Annotated in this window: 19 protein-coding genes and 1 riboswitch; of the genes, 9 read left to right on the top strand and 10 right to left on the bottom strand. The window is 73.6% G+C overall.

Features of this window, described 5'->3' with window-relative positions; all coding sequences use genetic code 11:
- The 4 genes from BLQ62_RS19765 to BLQ62_RS19750 are packed head-to-tail and all read left to right on the top strand — an operon-like array spanning position 1 to position 1,639.
- Positions 1-195, top strand: a complete 195-nt coding sequence (locus BLQ62_RS19765) for a hypothetical protein (protein ID WP_068528067.1) — start codon at positions 1-3, stop codon at positions 193-195.
- A 53-nt stretch (positions 196-248) separates the two neighbouring features.
- Entirely contained in the window at positions 249-728 is a 480-nt protein-coding gene (gene moaC / locus BLQ62_RS19760) for a cyclic pyranopterin monophosphate synthase MoaC (protein WP_114651813.1), read from the top strand.
- The gene (locus BLQ62_RS19755; RefSeq protein WP_068528069.1) at positions 721-1,221 is read left to right on the top strand and encodes a MogA/MoaB family molybdenum cofactor biosynthesis protein; all 501 of its coding nucleotides are present in this window, start codon (positions 721-723) and stop codon (positions 1,219-1,221) included. Before moaC ends, BLQ62_RS19755 begins: the two co-directional genes overlap by 8 nt.
- Positions 1,214-1,639, top strand: a complete 426-nt coding sequence (locus BLQ62_RS19750; protein WP_068528072.1) for a molybdenum cofactor biosynthesis protein MoaE — start codon at positions 1,214-1,216, stop codon at positions 1,637-1,639. Before BLQ62_RS19755 ends, BLQ62_RS19750 begins: the two co-directional genes overlap by 8 nt.
- A 34-nt stretch (positions 1,640-1,673) precedes the next feature.
- Here the strand turns inward: BLQ62_RS19750 and BLQ62_RS19745 are convergent, their stop codons facing one another.
- From BLQ62_RS19745 to BLQ62_RS19725, 5 genes are all read right to left on the bottom strand, one after another.
- A complete protein-coding gene (locus BLQ62_RS19745; protein WP_068564450.1) occupies positions 1,674-2,573 on the bottom strand; it encodes a hypothetical protein in 900 nt (299 codons plus the stop codon).
- 193 nt (positions 2,574-2,766) lie between these two features.
- Positions 2,767-3,441: a transglycosylase family protein gene (locus BLQ62_RS19740; protein ID WP_068528077.1), complete on the bottom strand. Its 675-nt coding sequence runs from the start codon at positions 3,439-3,441 to the stop codon at positions 2,767-2,769.
- 10 nt (positions 3,442-3,451) lie between these two features.
- Positions 3,452-3,608: riboswitch (cyclic di-AMP (ydaO/yuaA leader) on the bottom strand.
- A gap of 156 nt (positions 3,609-3,764) precedes the next feature.
- Complete coding sequence (locus tag BLQ62_RS19735) at positions 3,765-4,004, bottom strand: MoaD/ThiS family protein (RefSeq protein WP_068528081.1); 240 nt, start codon at positions 4,002-4,004, stop codon at positions 3,765-3,767.
- 3 nt (positions 4,005-4,007) lie between these two features.
- Entirely contained in the window at positions 4,008-4,997 is a 990-nt protein-coding gene (gene moaA, locus BLQ62_RS19730; protein WP_068564452.1) for a GTP 3',8-cyclase MoaA, read from the bottom strand.
- Positions 4,994-5,212: a hypothetical protein gene (locus tag BLQ62_RS19725; protein ID WP_068564455.1), complete on the bottom strand. Its 219-nt coding sequence runs from the start codon at positions 5,210-5,212 to the stop codon at positions 4,994-4,996. Before BLQ62_RS19725 ends, moaA begins: the two co-directional genes overlap by 4 nt.
- Before the next feature lie 78 nt (positions 5,213-5,290).
- On the opposite strand from BLQ62_RS19725, the gene BLQ62_RS24400 reads away from it, so the two are divergent.
- Positions 5,291-5,710, top strand: a complete 420-nt coding sequence (locus BLQ62_RS24400; RefSeq protein ID WP_068528093.1) for a cold-shock protein — start codon at positions 5,291-5,293, stop codon at positions 5,708-5,710.
- A gap of 15 nt (positions 5,711-5,725) precedes the next feature.
- Here the strand turns inward: BLQ62_RS24400 and BLQ62_RS19715 are convergent, their stop codons facing one another.
- Positions 5,726-6,328 (bottom strand): TetR/AcrR family transcriptional regulator, encoded by a 603-nt coding sequence (locus BLQ62_RS19715; RefSeq protein ID WP_068564458.1) that lies wholly within the window; start codon positions 6,326-6,328, stop codon positions 5,726-5,728.
- Between the two features lie 35 nt (positions 6,329-6,363).
- On the opposite strand from BLQ62_RS19715, the gene BLQ62_RS19710 reads away from it, so the two are divergent.
- Complete coding sequence (locus BLQ62_RS19710) at positions 6,364-7,755, top strand: DHA2 family efflux MFS transporter permease subunit (RefSeq protein ID WP_160126296.1); 1,392 nt, start codon at positions 6,364-6,366, stop codon at positions 7,753-7,755.
- 3 nt (positions 7,756-7,758) lie between these two features.
- On the opposite strand, the gene BLQ62_RS19705 is transcribed toward BLQ62_RS19710, so the two are convergent.
- The 3 genes from BLQ62_RS19705 to BLQ62_RS19695 are packed head-to-tail and all read right to left on the bottom strand — an operon-like array spanning position 7,759 to position 10,216.
- Complete coding sequence (locus BLQ62_RS19705) at positions 7,759-7,977, bottom strand: hypothetical protein (RefSeq protein ID WP_068528102.1); 219 nt, start codon at positions 7,975-7,977, stop codon at positions 7,759-7,761.
- A complete protein-coding gene (locus BLQ62_RS19700; protein ID WP_068564462.1) occupies positions 7,977-8,519 on the bottom strand; it encodes a DUF2771 family protein in 543 nt (180 codons plus the stop codon). The genes BLQ62_RS19705 and BLQ62_RS19700 overlap by 1 nt, the downstream gene beginning before the upstream one ends.
- Positions 8,516-10,216, bottom strand: a complete 1,701-nt coding sequence (locus BLQ62_RS19695; RefSeq protein ID WP_414929903.1) for an MFS transporter — start codon at positions 10,214-10,216, stop codon at positions 8,516-8,518. The genes BLQ62_RS19700 and BLQ62_RS19695 overlap by 4 nt, the downstream gene beginning before the upstream one ends.
- A gap of 76 nt (positions 10,217-10,292) precedes the next feature.
- Here BLQ62_RS19695 and BLQ62_RS19690 point away from each other — a divergent pair, with 76 nt between their 5' ends.
- Genes BLQ62_RS19690 through BLQ62_RS19680 form a run of 3 tightly spaced genes read left to right on the top strand, consistent with a single transcriptional unit; the run spans position 10,293 to position 14,153 of the window.
- Positions 10,293-11,039 (top strand): DUF3027 domain-containing protein, encoded by a 747-nt coding sequence (locus tag BLQ62_RS19690; RefSeq protein WP_414929905.1) that lies wholly within the window; start codon positions 10,293-10,295, stop codon positions 11,037-11,039.
- 1 nt (position 11,040) lies between these two features.
- A complete protein-coding gene (locus BLQ62_RS19685) occupies positions 11,041-13,563 on the top strand; it encodes a sacsin N-terminal ATP-binding-like domain-containing protein (protein ID WP_068564464.1) in 2,523 nt (840 codons plus the stop codon).
- On the top strand, positions 13,557-14,153 hold the full coding sequence (locus tag BLQ62_RS19680; RefSeq protein ID WP_068564466.1) for a phosphatase PAP2 family protein: 597 nt from the start codon (positions 13,557-13,559) through the stop codon (positions 14,151-14,153). Before BLQ62_RS19685 ends, BLQ62_RS19680 begins: the two co-directional genes overlap by 7 nt.
- On the opposite strand, the gene BLQ62_RS19675 is transcribed toward BLQ62_RS19680, so the two are convergent.
- Entirely contained in the window at positions 14,092-14,361 is a 270-nt protein-coding gene (locus BLQ62_RS19675; protein ID WP_068528119.1) for a DUF2530 domain-containing protein, read from the bottom strand. The genes BLQ62_RS19680 and BLQ62_RS19675 overlap by 62 nt on opposite strands.
- Positions 14,362-14,407: the final 46 nt, after the last annotated feature.

Raw genomic sequence — 14,407 nt, 5'->3', positions numbered from 1 at the left:
GTGTCTGAGACCTCGAATGCGAAGAAGGCCGAGTACGTCGACAACGGCTGGCCCGGTGCCGATGAGGGCACGGCCGATCACGCCGTGACCGAGCTGGTGGCCCCGGTGGTCGGCGCGCTGTCGCCGTTCGGTGAGCTGGAGTTCCCCCAGCAGCACATCCCGTACGTGCACCCGTCGACCCGGATCAACCGCTGACTCCGAGTCCCGCTTCCCGCGACCACGCCGCGGCGAACGCCGAGCAGCGCGACGTGCAGGCCTCAGGCCTCTCGCACGTCGATGCGACCGGCGCCGCGCGCATGGTCGACGTGACCGCCAAGGACGTCACCGCCCGCACGGCGGTCGCGGCCGGGACCTTCCGCACCACCGAGGCCGTCGTCGCGGCGATCGCCGACGGTGCGGTCCCCAAGGGCGACGTGCTCGCCACCGCCCGCATCGCGGGCATCATGGCGGTCAAGCGCACGGCCGATCTGATTCCGCTGTGCCATCCGCTGCCGATCTCCGGCGTCACCGTCGACCTGCGGCCGTCGGGCGCGGAGATCGCCGTCACCGCCACGGTGCGCTGCACCGGCCGGACGGGCGTCGAGATGGAGGCGCTCACCGCCGTCACCGTGGCCGGCCTGACCCTGCACGACATGGTCAAGGCACTCGACCCCGCCGCCGTCATGACGGACGTCCGCGTGCTCACCAAGGACGGCGGCAAGACCGGCCATTGGGAGAGAGATGACTGAACCCCTGCGCCCTTCCCGCGATCACCACGCCACCGTCGTGGTCGCCTCCACCCGCGCGTCGCTCGGCGAGCGCGAGGACACCACCGGCCCCGTCATCGCCGCCTGGCTCGGCGAGCGGGGCTTCGAGGTCTACGGCCCCGTCGTCGTGCCCGACGGCGAGGAGGTGGGCGCCGCCATCCGCTCCGCGGTGCGCCGCGGCGACGCCGTGGTGCTGACCACCGGCGGCACCGGTCTCACCCCGTCGGATCGCACCCCCGAGGAGACCCGCGGGGCCCTGACCTTCGAGATCCCCGGGCTGGCCAATGCGATCCGCGCGGCCGGCCTGCCCGATGTGCCGACCACGGTGCTCAGCCGCGGTCTCGCGGGCGTTGCGGGTACGTCGCTCGTGGTGAACCTGCCGGGCTCGTCGGGCGGGGTCCGTGACGGCCTCGCCGTGCTCGACGGGGTGCTCTCGCACGCCCTGGACCAGATCCGCGGCGGCGACCATGGCTGAAGTGGTCCTGGCCCGCGTCACCGAGGAGCCGATCGACCTGGCCGCGCACGAGGCGGCAGTGACCCGGCCCGAGGCCGGGGCCGTGGTCGGCTTCATCGGCGCGGTCCGTGATCACGACGGTGGTCGTGACGTGACCGGCCTGGAGTACTCGGCGCACCCGACCGCCCAGCGCGTCATCGCCGAGGTCGTGCAGGCCGAGGCGGACGCCGCCGAGGGGGTGCGCGCCGTCGCCGTCTCGCACCGCGTCGGTCCGCTGGCCATCGGCGACGCCGCGCTGGTCGTTGCCGTCTCCGCCGATCATCGCGCCGCGGCGTTCGCGACCTGCGCGCGCATCGTCGACGCGGTCAAAGAGGCGCTCCCCGTCTGGAAGCACCAGCTGTTCCGGGACGGAACAGACGAGTGGGTCGGCAGCGCGTAGCCGCCGACCCACTGTCTACCGGTCCGTTACTTCGTCACCGGGCCGCGCACGTGGTGACCTTCGTGGGGTCACACGCCCGCGGCGCGAACAGGGGGACACCGAGGTGTCCGGGCACGACGGGCGCGCCCAGCACGCCGTCGGGGATGGTGATGCCGGGGTTGGCGGGGCGCTGCGGCACGTTCGCGGTGGCCGGGTAGACGGGGCGGACCGGCTTGACGCCGGTGCTGGTGCCGGGGACGCCGATCCCGTCGACGCCGACACCGGCCCGCGCGCCGGGCGCCACCGCACCCGCGCCGACGGGGCCCGCAGCGCCGGCGGCGCCGACACCCGCACGGGTGCCGGGGGTGACCGCACCGACACCGGCGGCTCCGCCCGCCGCACCGGCGCCCGCACGAGCAGCGGGCCCGGCCGCGCCGACGCCCGCGGGGATGCCGATACCGGCGGGGATTCCGACGCCGGCGGGGATGCCGACGCCCACCGGGATGCCGACGGGGACGGGGAGGACGCCCGCGGGCGCTGCGACGCCGGCGGGTGCTGCGATGCCCGCGGGGGCTGCGACACCGGCAGGGGCCGCGCCGCGCGCGCCGTTGCCCGCGCCGGTCCGTCCGGCGCCGCCGGGGGCGGTGCCGACGCCCGGGGCGACACCGCCGGGGACGACCACGGGGATCACGCCGGGCACGACGGCGCCCTGGCCGGGCTGCCCGGCGCCCGGACGGGCCGGGGCGGGCTTGGCCGGCTTCGCCGGGGTGACGGACGCACCCGGTGCCGGGGCCGCAGCGCTCGGGGCCGGAGCCGGGGCGGGTGCGACGGGGTTGCAGGGGCAGCCGGGCGTGGCGGCGGCGGGTGCGGCGACGACGAGCCCCGCGGCGGCGAACAGCGCACCGGCGGCGGCGAGCTTGCCTGCGGTCCGTGAGGTGCGGTGGCGAGTGAACATCGGGCCTTCTTTCCTGCCGAGCTTTGCAGTCGCGAACACGACCGGTGATGAACCTAGCAGATAGTGTGCGACTGCAAAACGTTACCCGACCGTGATTCGATCACCGATCGACCGGGATGCCTCCGCGAACGACGAAGGGGGCCGACGGCGTGGTGCCGTCGGCCCCCTTCGGGACGTGATGGAGCGCGTGGGCTCAGTAGCCCTTCGCGGCCGCCTGCTGCAGCATGGAGAGCACGGCGGGATCGACCTGCTGGCCGCCGCTCTGGGCCTGCGAGATGACCTGCTCGATGTACTTCGCGTTGACCGACTGGCCGGGCTTGGCGACCGGCTTCGCGGCGGGCTTGGCCGCAGGCTTGGCGACGGGCTTCGCTGCGGGCTTCGCGACCGGCTTGGCGGCGGGCTTCGCGACCGGCTTGGCGGCGGGCTTCGCGGCCGGCTTGCTCACGGGCTTGGTGGCCGGCTTCGTGGCGCCGGTGTCCGTCGGGGAGACGGTGCGCGGGGTCGGCGCGCCGAGGCCGGTGCCGCAGGACGGCCATGCGCCCTTGCCCTGGCCGGCGAGGACCTTCTCGGCGATCGCGATCTGCTGGGCCTTGCTGGCCTGGTTCGCGGTGGGCGCGTACTGCTGGCCGCCGTAGGCGTTCCAGGTGGACGGGCTGAACTGCAGGCCGCCGTGGTAGCCGTTGCCGGTGTTGATCGACCAGTTTCCGCCGGCCTCGCACTGCGCGACCTGGTCCCACTGGGAATCGGGGGCGGCGTTCGCGGCGGGTGCGGCGAGCGCGAAACCTGCGCCACCGAGCATCGCGCCGGCGGCGGCGATCTTCGCGGCGCTCAGGCTGGTGGTGGACTGCTTGCGGTGACGACCGGTCATCGTGTGAAGTCTTTCCTCTCTACGCGCGTGCGAAGTTAGCTGTCGGGTTCGAGCGAGAGGCTGCTCGGCCGGTTGCCCGGCTTGACCCCTAGGGCGTGCGCCCTGCGGCCGTGCGGCCGCGGATGGTTCCTCCGCCTTCGTCCAGGTGTAGATCGTGGTGCTTTCCCGAATCGGACACTGGACGAAGCTCTGCGCTGCGAACGATCCGGGTGGCTGCTGCTGCGGCCCTCAGCGACGGTAACAGACCCCGCCCCGTGGCCCAACCGTTACCGGACCGTGATTTTGCGGAGTGTGATCGATGTCACCCGGGGGTGTCGGTCGGATCAGCCGCCGGCGAAGGGCGGGAGCACGTCGAGCATCGCCCCGGATGCGGGTGCCGCGACGTCGCGCACGGCGACCTCGTCGAGCAGGTAGCTGCAGCGCGGCAGAACGGCGCTCAGCGCGGGGCGGCGCTCGGCCAGGAGCTCGGCCACCTCGGCGACGGAGGCACCGTCGGGCACCGGGACGCGCTCCTCGGAGACCCCCGCCGCGGCGCGGGCGGCGGCGAAGTAACGGATCAGCACGGCTCAGCCCCCGATCGCGCTCATCGGGCGCGACGGCTGCAGGAACGCCGGGTCGTCGATGCCGTGTCCGGCCTGCTTGCCGAGCATCGCGGCGAGCCAGGCGTCGGCGATCTGCTCGTCGGTCGCGCCGCCGCGCAGCAACGGCTTGAGGTCGGTCTCCTCGGCCGCGAACAGGCAGGTGCGGATCTGGCCGTCGGCGGTGAGCCGCACCCGGTCGCAATCGCCGCAGAAGGGGCGCGTGACCGAGGCGATCACGCCCACCGTCGACGGGCCGCCGTCGACCGTGAAGAGCTCGGCGGGCGCGCTGCCGCGCGGCTCCGCGTGCGGCGTGAGGGTGAACTCGCGGCGCAGCTCGGCGAGGATGTGCTCGGCCGTGATCATGGTGCTGCGGTCCCACGTGTGGTCCGCGTCGAGCGGCATGTGCTCGATGATCCGCAGCTCGTAGCCCGCGTCGAGGCACAGTCGCAGCAGCGGGCGCGCGTCGTCGAGCCGCCCCGGCCCGAGGACGGCGTTGACCTTGACCGGGGTGAGGCCGGCGTCCGCGGCGGCGCGCAGGCCGGCCAGAGCGTCGTCGAGGCGGTCGCGCCGGGTGACCTTCGCGTACTCCTCGCGATCGACCGTGTCGAGCGAGACGTTGACCCGGTCGAGCCCGGCCCCGGCGAGCTTCGCCGCGTGCCGCGCGAGAGAGAGGCCGTTGGTGGTCAGTGAGATCTCGGGGCGCGGTTCCAGCGACGCCGCGTGCGCGACGATCCGGTCCAGGTCGGCCCGCAGCAACGGCTCACCGCCGGTGAATCGGATCTCCGTGATTCCGAGGTCGCGGACGCCGATCGTGATGAGTCGGTCGATCTCGGGGCCGGTCAGCACGTGGTCGTTCGCCAGCCAGGGCAGTCCCTCGGCGGGCATGCAGTAGGTGCACCGCAGGTTGCACCGGTCGGTGAGGGAGACCCGCAGGTCGCGTGCGACGCGCCCGTAGCGGTCGACCAGGGGTTTCACGACTGCTCGCGATCCCCGACGCGACCGCCGATGATCACGGCGATCACGCCCACGAGGAAACCGACGGGCGCCAGCGGTGTCAGGGCGTACACCCAGGTGGGGGCGGTGGTGCCGCCCGTGACGAGCGGCGTGAGGAACAGGGCGGCGATCGCGATCAGCCCGATCGCGAAGAGTGCGATCGAGACGGAGACGGCGCCGGAAACGAACTTGCCCATGCCTCTAGACTAGTCCCAGTGCGTCTCGCCGATCGCGGGGCGCGTTTTGTTGTTCTTAGTGCAGAGCGGGTGACGAGAGTGCCTACCGGCAAGGTCAAGTGGTACGACACGGACAAGGGCTTCGGCTTCCTCTCCCAGGAGGGCGGCGAGGACGTCTACGTCCGGTCGTCGGCGCTGCCCGACGGGGTCGACGGGCTCAAGCAGGGCCAGCGGGTCGAGTTCAGCATGGCCGCGGGTCGTCGCGGCCCGCAGGCGCTGACGGTGACGGTGCTCGAGCCGGCACCGTCGGTCTCCCGGGGCGCGGGTGCGCAGCGCGGCCGCCGGCCGGCCGCGGACCGTCGGCCCGCCGAGGACCTGAACGTGCTGATCGAGGACATGATCCAGCTGCTCGACGTCGGCGTGCAGCCCGAGCTGCGCAAGGGCCGCTACCCGGACCGCAAGGCCTCCGAGCAGATCGCCAAGGTGCTCCGCGAGATCGCTCGCGAGCTGGATTCCTAGGTCCTCGCCGCCGCGTCAGTCCCCACGGGGCACGAGGAGCGGCAGGAAGCAGTCGTCGACGATCTCGGCGATGTCCTCGGACGGCACGGGACGCAGCGTCATCGCCATCTGATGGCGCACCAGGTCCGCGGGGAGCCGCACGATCCGGTCGGTGACCCGCTCGGGGTCGATCTCGCCGCGCTCGATCGCCCGGGCGACAGCGTCGTGCATCGACCCGCCGCGCGGTCCGACCATGAGCTCCCGCAGGTCCGCGGGGGAGTCGCCCGACTCGGCGAAGAACTCGCCGAGTCGGGTCTGCAGCAGGATCATCAGTTCGACGCGATGGTCCGACATGGCATGCAAGAGAGCGATCGCGTCGCCGCGCAGGGTGCCGGTGTCCGGCGGGTCGGCCGCGAGGGTTCCGCCGCGACGCGCCACCGCGGCCCGGAGGAGCTCGACCCGGCCCGGCCACCGGCGGTACAGCACCGACCGTGAGGTCCCGGCGCGGCCGGCCACCGCTTCCAGGGTGAAGTCGCCGTACCCCTTGTCGACCAGCTGGTCCCACGCCGCGTCGAGGATCGCCTCCTCGAGCGCGGCGCCGCGACGGCGGGTGCGCGGCGCCTCCGATATTGAGTCCACTTGCGTATCTTATCAACATGGCGCACATTAGATACATGACTGTATCTAATGCACCGGCGACGACTCGATCGCAGCGCGCACTCATTGCGACGCTCGTCCTCGGTGTCTTCGCTCCGATCCTGGACACCACGATGCTGACCATCGCGGTGCACACGCTGGTCGTCGACCTGCGCACCGACATCGCCACCATTCAGTGGGTGAGCACGGTCTACCTGCTCGCGCTGGTCGTCTCGATCCCGCTCTGCGGCTGGCTCGACGCCCGCTTCGGCGGCCGGCGGACGTGGCTCGCGGCGCTGGCGGTCTTCGCCGCCGGTTCCGCGCTGTGCGCGCTGAGCTGGAGCCCGTTGAGCCTCATCGTTTTCCGCACACTGCAGGGTGCCGCCGCCGGGGTGCTCATGACGAACATGCAGACGATCGCGGTGCGCGCTGCAGGGGGTGCCTCCCTCGCGCGCATCACCGCCGCGCTGGGCGTCCCCATCGCCCTCGGACCGCTGATCGGTCCGGTCCTGGGCGGCGCACTGCTGCACTGGGCGGACTGGCGCTGGATGTTCGCGATCAACGTCCCGCTGTGCGGCATCGCCGCCCTCGCGGCGCTACGGGTCCTGCCCGACGACGCGCCGGCGCCCGGCACTGCTCCGCCGCTCGACCGCGCCGGCCTGGCACTGCTCGCTCCGGGGATCGTCCTCACGTTCTACGGCCTCGCCGAGCTGGCCGGTACCGGTGCGTCGGGCGGCGTCCTCCTGGCAGTGGGGGTGGGAGCGGCGCTGATCGCCGCGTTCGGAGTGCACGCGGTGCGCGCCCGCGATCGCGCGCTCGTGCGCGTGCGACTGCTTCGCGTCCCGACGGTCGCTGCGTCCACGCTGGCGAGTCTCGTCGCGGGAGGGGCGCTCATGGGGACGATGTTCCTGCTGCCGCTCTACTGGCAGACCGTCCGAGGCGACGGTGCCCTCGCCACCGCGCTGCTCCTCGCGCCCCAGGCCGTCGGCGCGTTCGTGCCGCGGTTCTTCATCGGCGGGCTGGTGGAGCGTTTCGGTCCGCGCGCGGTGGCGGGCACGGCCTTCGTGGCGATGGCGGTGGCGACGGTGCCCTTCGCCTTCGTCACCGCCGCCACCAGCCCGGTGGTGCTCGCGCTCCTACTGTTCGTACGCGGCCTGGGCCTCGGTGCGGTACTCGTGCCGATCATGTCGGCGGCGTACACGGGGCTCTCCCGCGATCAGTTCCCGCACGCGTCGATGCTGACCAGGGGAGCCCAGCAAATGGGCGGTGCGGTCGGTGTCGCCGCCGTCGCGATCATCCTGCAGGCGGGGCTCGCGCACGCGCCCGCGGAGACCGCGTTGCACCCCGCCTTCTGGGTGATGGCGGCGGTCACCGTCCTTGGTGCGGTGCCCGCGTTCCGCCTGCCCGGGCGGGCCGACCGCGCCGCGTGAGGCTCAGTACTCGTGGCGGTCGCGGATCTCGGACTGGTCGGGATTCGCGGGCGGGGGTGCGTTCACCCGGGTGGCCCAGTTGTCGGTGGTCGGGTCGTAGCCGGGGGTGAAGCCGCCGCGCCAGCGGCCGGACTTCTGCCGGCGCCGGACCACGACCGCGAGGGCGATCGGCGCCAGCGTGGCGCCGATGACCACCACCAGGACGACCGCCTCGCCGCCCATTACGGCTTCTGCACCAGCGCGTAATCCTTGGCGACGCTCTCGGCGAGCGTGTCGATGCCCCACACGGCCTGCGCGATGAGGTTGCCCTGGGCGTCCTGGTACTGCGAGGGCACGTTGATCTCGACCGCGGTGACGAACAGCTGCTCGGTCGACTTGAGCACCAGCGTGGCCTCCGCCGGATCGACGTGGGTGATCGTCTCCAGGGTCGCCTCGCCGCGACGGGTGTCGTAGCGCTGGATGGTGAGGAACCACGGCCGCTCGGAGATGTACTCGGGCAGCGAGATCACGATCGCCTGGCCGAACTCCACGGGCAGCTTCACCGGGCGCTGCGGCACGTCGCACTCCGCGGCCTGCACGTTGGTGCAGAACTGCATCGGCCCGACATCGAGCATCCGGTCGCCGACGGTGGCCTGCAGCGTCGGGCGCGGCTTGGGCTCATCCCGCTTCTCGAGTCCGGCGACGACCGCGTACGCGAGCAGGACCGCGGCCGCGACGAGGAACGCCGCTCCGGCGACGAGCAGCTTCGGGCTGGGCTTGATCATCTGACCCCGTTCATCGTGGGTGGGACGTGTTCCGGGCGCTTACCGCCGAAGTTCGGGATCAGCGAGCCGCCGCGGTAGGTGAGGACGGTCTGGACGGTGCCGGCGACCATGATCGCGGCGACGGTGGCGAAGCCGATCCACAGCGTGGGCGGCAGCAGCACGCCGAGCGCGGCGCCGCCGACCCAGCCGAGCTGCAGCGCCGTCTCGGAGCGGCCGAAGGCGGACGCGCGGGACTCGTCGGGCAGGTCGTCCTGGATGGACGCGTCGAGCGAGACCTTGCCGAGCGCGGAGACGCCGGAGGCGAGGAAGGTGACGGCCGCGATCACGATCAGGTTGCCGAAGACGGCCGCGATGATCGCCCCGGCGGTGGCCGCGACGGTCGCCTGCACGACGATCCGCGCGGGGCGGGGCAGCTCGAGGCGCGCGCCGATGCCGTTGCCGATGAAGTTGCCGATGCCCGCGGCGGCACCCACCGCGCCGATCATCAACAGCGATTCGGTGGCCGAGCCGCCCGAGGCCTGCTGGGCCTTGCTGTAGAAGGCGATGTAGAGGGTGAGGAAACCGGTCAGCACGCGGATGGTGGTGTTGCCCCACAGTCCGGTCACGACGCTGCGCCCGAGCGGCACCCGCAGGTTCTTGAACGCGGCGCCGATCTTCGCGCGGCCGCTCTCCTCCGCGCCGCCGGCGGAGGCGCGGGCGGCGTCGCGCGCCATCGCCCCCGTGTAGGAGAGCGTGGTGGGCACCTCGCCGGAGGTGTTCTCCACCCACTTCGGGATGCGCATGCACATCACCGCGCCGAGCACGGCGAAGACCATCAGCGCGTACATGCCGCCGGGGATGTGCAGCATGCGGCTCAGGCCGAACTCGGCGGCCGAGGCGATCGCGCCACCGACGCCCGAGCCCACGACCAGGCCGAACAGCGTGAGGCGGGAGTTCACCCGGGCCAGGTCGATCGACGGTGGCAGCACCCGCGGCACCACCGCGGATTTGAGCACCGAGAAGGATTTACTCATCACCATCATTCCCAGCGCACAGGGGTAGAGCACCCAGGGATCGAAGTTGACGGTGTTGGCGACGGGGTCGTAGTCGCAGTTCGTGATCAGCAGCACGGCCAGTGCCACGCGGACGCCGAAGGACGTCGCGAGCGCCACCCGCCGGCCGTGCTGGATCCGGTCGAGCAGCGGGCCCATGAACGGCGCGATGATCGCGAACGGCGCGATGTTGACCAGCAGGTACAGCGCGACCTTGGACTTCGACTCGGCCTGCGCCGCGGCGAAGAACAGGGTGTTGGCGAGGGCCACCATCATGGCGGCGTCGACGGCGTTGTTGAGGATCACCGGGTAGGTGAGCGCGGTCAGGCCGGACTTGTCGGCACCGTCGGCCGTGGTGGCCTGCCGCCACTTCGCGATCCCGGCCTCGGTGATCTCGCGGCCGCGCATGGCCGCCACCCGGGTGACGGTGATCTTGCGCGGCATCCGCCGCTGCTCCTCCTCGGCCGCGCGCCGGTCGGCGGCGGTCGGGGTGTCCTCGAGCGGCGGAAGATGGTGGTTGGTCGTGTACTGCGGGCGCTCGGATTCCTGGCCCGCGGCCCCCGCCCCCTGCCGCACGGACTGCCCGCTGTGCGCATGCGGCAGCGACCCCGGGCGACGCCGGGGCTCGTCGGGGGGATACTGCTGCTGCCCCGGATGACTGCTCACGACGACCATTGTTCCGCATCCGCAGGAGTGCCGTGTTCAGGGGCCGTGCCGCCCCGCCCACGCCGCGAAGCCCGGCATCCGGCACAATCGAGGGGTGAGTTCCGCATTGCAGTCAGCCGCCGCGGTCGACCTCGCGCGCGCCGTACTGGAAGCCGACGAGGGCGCCCGGGTGGGCGCGCACGTCGCCACGGTCGTCGAGGACGAGTTCGCCGCGGCCCACTACTTCGAAGCGGATCTGCCCGCCTACCGCGGCTGGCAGTGGTGCGCCGTGATCGCCGCCACCCCCGGTGGCGACCTGACGGTGTCCGAGACGGCGCTGCTGCCCGGCCCCGGTTCGCTCACCGCGCCCGAGTGGGTGCCGTGGGAGGAGCGCGTGCGCGCGGGCGATCTGGCACCCGGCGACGTGCTGCCGCCCCGGGAGAACGACGTCCGCATCGAGCCCGGCCACGCCCTGTCGGGCGATCCGGCGGTCGACGAGGTGGCCGGCGAGATCGGCGTGAACCTCGAGCGCGTGATGTCGCGCATCGGCCGGATCGACGCGGCGGAGCGCTGGCTGGCCGGCGACTACGGGCCCGAGTCCGAGATGGCCCGCGCCACCCGCTACCACTGCGGCGACTGCGCCTTCTTCCTCCCGCTCTCCGGTGCCCTGGGCGCCGCGTTCGGGGTGTGCGGCAACGAATACTCGGCCGACGGTCACGTCGTGCACGCCCACTACGGCTGCGGCGCGCACTCGTCAGTGACGGGACCGTCGGGCCAGGGGAGCCCCGCGTACGAGCCCTACGACGACGGCGCCGTCGAGAAGGTTCCCGCCGAGCAGGCCTGAGATGGCCGCCGATCCGTTCGGTACCGCCGCGCTGCGCCGCGCGACCCTCGCCGCCTGGCGCGATTCGCCCACCCGCGCCGCCGAGGACCTCGCCGCCGAGCGGGACCTGGTCACCGTCGGCTACCGCGACCGGGTCGCCGTCGAGCTGGCGCAGAACGCCGCCGACGCCGCCACCGCCGCGTCCGCCCCCGGGGAGCTGGCCGTCTGGGCCGAGGCCGACGGGGTGCACGTCGCCAACACCGGCGCGCCCCTGACGAAGGCGGGCGTGGCGTCCCTCGCCGCGCTGCGCGTCTCCCCGAAGTCCGACGGTGCCTCCGTCGGCCGGTTCGGCGTCGGCTTCGCCGCGGTACTGACGGTGACCGATCACGTCGAGATCCGTTCCACCGGCGGCGGCATCGCGTTCTCCGCCGAGCGCTCCCGCGCGGACGCCGGCCTGGACGCGGTCGCGGCGATGCGCCTGCCGTACCCCGTCGCGACGCCGCCCCGGGCGGGCTTCGCCACGGAGGTCGTGCTGCGCGGCGCCGACCCCGCGCTGCTCGCCGAGTTCGCCGCGCAGGCGCAGGACCTGCTGCTCGATCTGCCGGCGCTGACGACGATCACCGTCGGCGAGGAACGTTTCGCCGCACCCGATCTCGTGACCGGGCACGGCCCGCACGCGCGCTGGGTGGTCGGCGCCGACGCGCGCTTCCTGCACGCCCCCACCCGCACCGACGAGCCGCTGACCCTGCCCGTGCGGGTCATCGCCGACCTGCCCACCACGCCGGACCGGCGCCGCCTGCACCCCGCCGCCGACGTCGCCCTCGCCGCCCACGGCTACGCCGCCTTCGTCGCCGCGCAGCCCGACCCGATGCCGCTGCTGCCGCCGCGTCGTCCACCCGCGGGCGGCGTGGACGCGCTCCTGCGCGAGGCGATCGAGGACGAGCTGCGCGGGCACGCCTGGGTCCCCGGGCCCGACGGTGGGCGGCTGCGCCCGGACCGCGCCGCAGTGCTGCCGGGACTGACCGCAGAGCTGAACGACCTGCTGCGCGAGACGCTTCCGCTCGTCCCGCCCGCGTACTCCTCCGCGCCGGACGCGGCGCGCCTGGTCGCCCTCGGCGCCCGCGAGCTCACCGCGGCGGACCTCGCCGACGCCGTGCCGCGCGACCGCGATCCGGCCTGGTACGGCGCGCTGTACGCCGCGCTCGACGCGGCGCGCCTCCCGGCCAAGGACCTCGGCGCCCTGCCGGTCCCGCTCGCGGACGGCCGCGTGGTGACCGGCGCGCGCGGCGCGGCGCTGGTCGCGGGGGAGGCGACCGCACTGGCCCTCGTCACCTGGGCGCGGATCGTGTATCCCGCCGCGGCGCATCCGCTGCTCGAGCGCGCGGGCGCCCGCACGCTCCCCGCTGCGGACCTGCTCGGCGACCCGGCGCTGCGCGAGGAGGTCGGCCGCATCGACTGGTCCGACGGTGCGCTCGCCGAGGACGTCGAGCTCACCGAGGCAGTACTGGGGCTGCTCGGCGACAACGCCGCCGACGGGCCGAGCTGGCTCGGGGCGCTGCCCGTCCCCGGCGACGACGGTGCGCTGCACCCCGCGGACGAGCTGCTCGCCGCGGCCGCGCCGCTGCGGGAGGTGCTGGGGGAGGATCACCCGTACGGCACCGTCGACCCCGATTTCGAGGCACGGCACTCGGCGCAGGCGCTGCGCGCGATCGGCGTCGGCTGGACGTTCGGGGTGCTGCGCGAGCCGCTGCCGACGGAGCCGGACCCGAGCCTGGACGGCGCGGACGAGTGGTGGGCGCAGCTGCCGGGGGAGCCCGACGAGCTGATCGCCGTCCGCGACCTCGACCTCGTCGAGCACTGGGAGCCCGCCTACGACCTGCTCGCGGAACTGCCCGGGGTACTGGACGATCCGGACGGCTACACCGCCTGGTGGCTGCACACCCGTACCGATCTCGGGCGCCTGCGGCCCGCGGACGACGAGACCTTCGCGGGCCTGCTCGAGCCGTGCACCCATCCGGCCGCGCCGCGGCTGCGCACCGCACTGCTGCACGCCGTGCGCACGGACGCCGACGCCCAGGTGCTCGCCGACGCCCTCGCCGATCCGGCGCGCACGCCCGCCCCGGCGGTCGTGATCGCCGCGCACCGCGCGATCGCGGGACACCGGCTGGCGGCACTGCCCGCGCGGGTGCGCACCGTCGGCGGCGCCGTCGTGGACGCCGAGGACGCCGCCGTACTGGACGTGCCGCACGCCCGGTTCACCGCCGAGCGCCTGGTCTTCGGCGGGCTCGACGTGGCGGGCGACCTCGCCGACACCCTCGACCTTCCGCTCGCGGGCGACGTGCCGATCGAGATCCTCGGCGCCGGAGCGCGCTTCGCGCGTGGCGCGCACCCAGGGGTGACGCTGGCGCAGGCGCTCGGCGCGCTCCCCGACGCCGCCGAGGTGCACGTGCACGACGAGTTGCTCGTCGCGGTCGACGGGGCGGAGCGGCGCGTGCCGTACGTCGTCGTCGACGGTGCGCTGCACGTACAGTCGAACGGGTGGTGATCGACGGCGACATGTGGCCCAACCCGATCGACGAGGGCGTGCTCGACTGGATGCTCTCCATCCGGGGGGACGCCCTGACCACCGCCATGCGCGTGGTCACGACGGTGGGCAACACCGCGTCGATGTGGGCGATCGGCATCGCCGGGTTCCTGTACCTGCTGCTACGCCGGCGACAGCCGGAGTGGGCGCTGTACTGCGGCCTGACCCAGCTTTTCGGGCTGGCCCTGATGGTGGTGCTCAAGAACGTCTTCGGGCGCGAGCGGCCGCCGATCCCGCCGCGGCTGGTCGTGATCTCCTCGGAGAGTTTTCCGTCGGGGCACGCGCTGAACTCGATGGTGGTGCTCGGGACCTTCGCGGTGGCCGCCCACGCGCTCACCGGCAGGCGGTGGCCCTTCGCGGCGGCGCTGGTGGGAACGGCCGCGATCGGGCTGAGCCGGGTGTACCTGGCCGCGCACTGGATGCTCGACGTGGTGGCGGGCTGGGCGATCGGCGCCGCAGTGATCGCTCTGGGGCTGCTGGTGCTGCGGCTCAGACGAGGCCGCGCTGCGCTCCCCGATCCCCGCGCAGGGCCGCCCGCCGCTGCAGGGTGAGGACGGTGGCGCCGAGCACGCCGACACCCACGCCGCAGGCGCAGACGACCCATGCCTGGCCGAAGGTCTCCCGCGCGAGGAACGTGATGACGAAGAACGCTGCGAACAAGGCCGTTCCGACGAGGACGACCGGCCGGGCCTCGGTCAGCGCGCGCGGCAGCGGGGGCGCCGTGACCGCGGGTTCGGGCTCGTTCGCTTGAAGGCTCACGCGTTCTCCCGGGGTTCATGCGCGGAAATCAATCTGACGGATGTAG

Source organism: Tsukamurella pulmonis, assembly GCF_900103175.1.
Lineage (GTDB): Bacteria > Actinomycetota > Actinomycetes > Mycobacteriales > Mycobacteriaceae > Tsukamurella > Tsukamurella pulmonis.
The sequence above is the reverse complement of the archived record's forward strand: the minus strand, read 5'-3'. Positions and strand labels throughout refer to the sequence as shown.

Bases quoted from the DNA above. Each gene is read 5' to 3' on its own strand.
- BLQ62_RS19750 (WP_068528072.1), top strand. From the start codon at position 1,214: ATGGCTGAAGTGGTCCTGGCCCGCGTCACCGAGGAGCCGATCGACCTG.
- BLQ62_RS19740 (WP_068528077.1), bottom strand. From the start codon at position 3,441: ATGACCGGTCGTCACCGCAAGCAGTCCACCACCAGCCTGAGCGCCGCG.
- BLQ62_RS19685 (WP_068564464.1), top strand. From the start codon at position 11,041: ATGGCCGCCGATCCGTTCGGTACCGCCGCGCTGCGCCGCGCGACCCTC.
- BLQ62_RS19705 (WP_068528102.1), bottom strand. From the start codon at position 7,977: ATGGGCGGCGAGGCGGTCGTCCTGGTGGTGGTCATCGGCGCCACGCTG.
- BLQ62_RS19725 (WP_068564455.1), bottom strand. From the start codon at position 5,212: ATGGGCAAGTTCGTTTCCGGCGCCGTCTCCGTCTCGATCGCACTCTTC.
- BLQ62_RS19710 (WP_160126296.1), top strand. From the start codon at position 6,364: ATGACTGTATCTAATGCACCGGCGACGACTCGATCGCAGCGCGCACTC.
- BLQ62_RS19755 (WP_068528069.1), top strand. From the start codon at position 721: ATGACTGAACCCCTGCGCCCTTCCCGCGATCACCACGCCACCGTCGTG.
- BLQ62_RS19700 (WP_068564462.1), bottom strand. From the start codon at position 8,519: ATGATCAAGCCCAGCCCGAAGCTGCTCGTCGCCGGAGCGGCGTTCCTC.
- BLQ62_RS19745 (WP_068564450.1), bottom strand. From the start codon at position 2,573: ATGTTCACTCGCCACCGCACCTCACGGACCGCAGGCAAGCTCGCCGCC.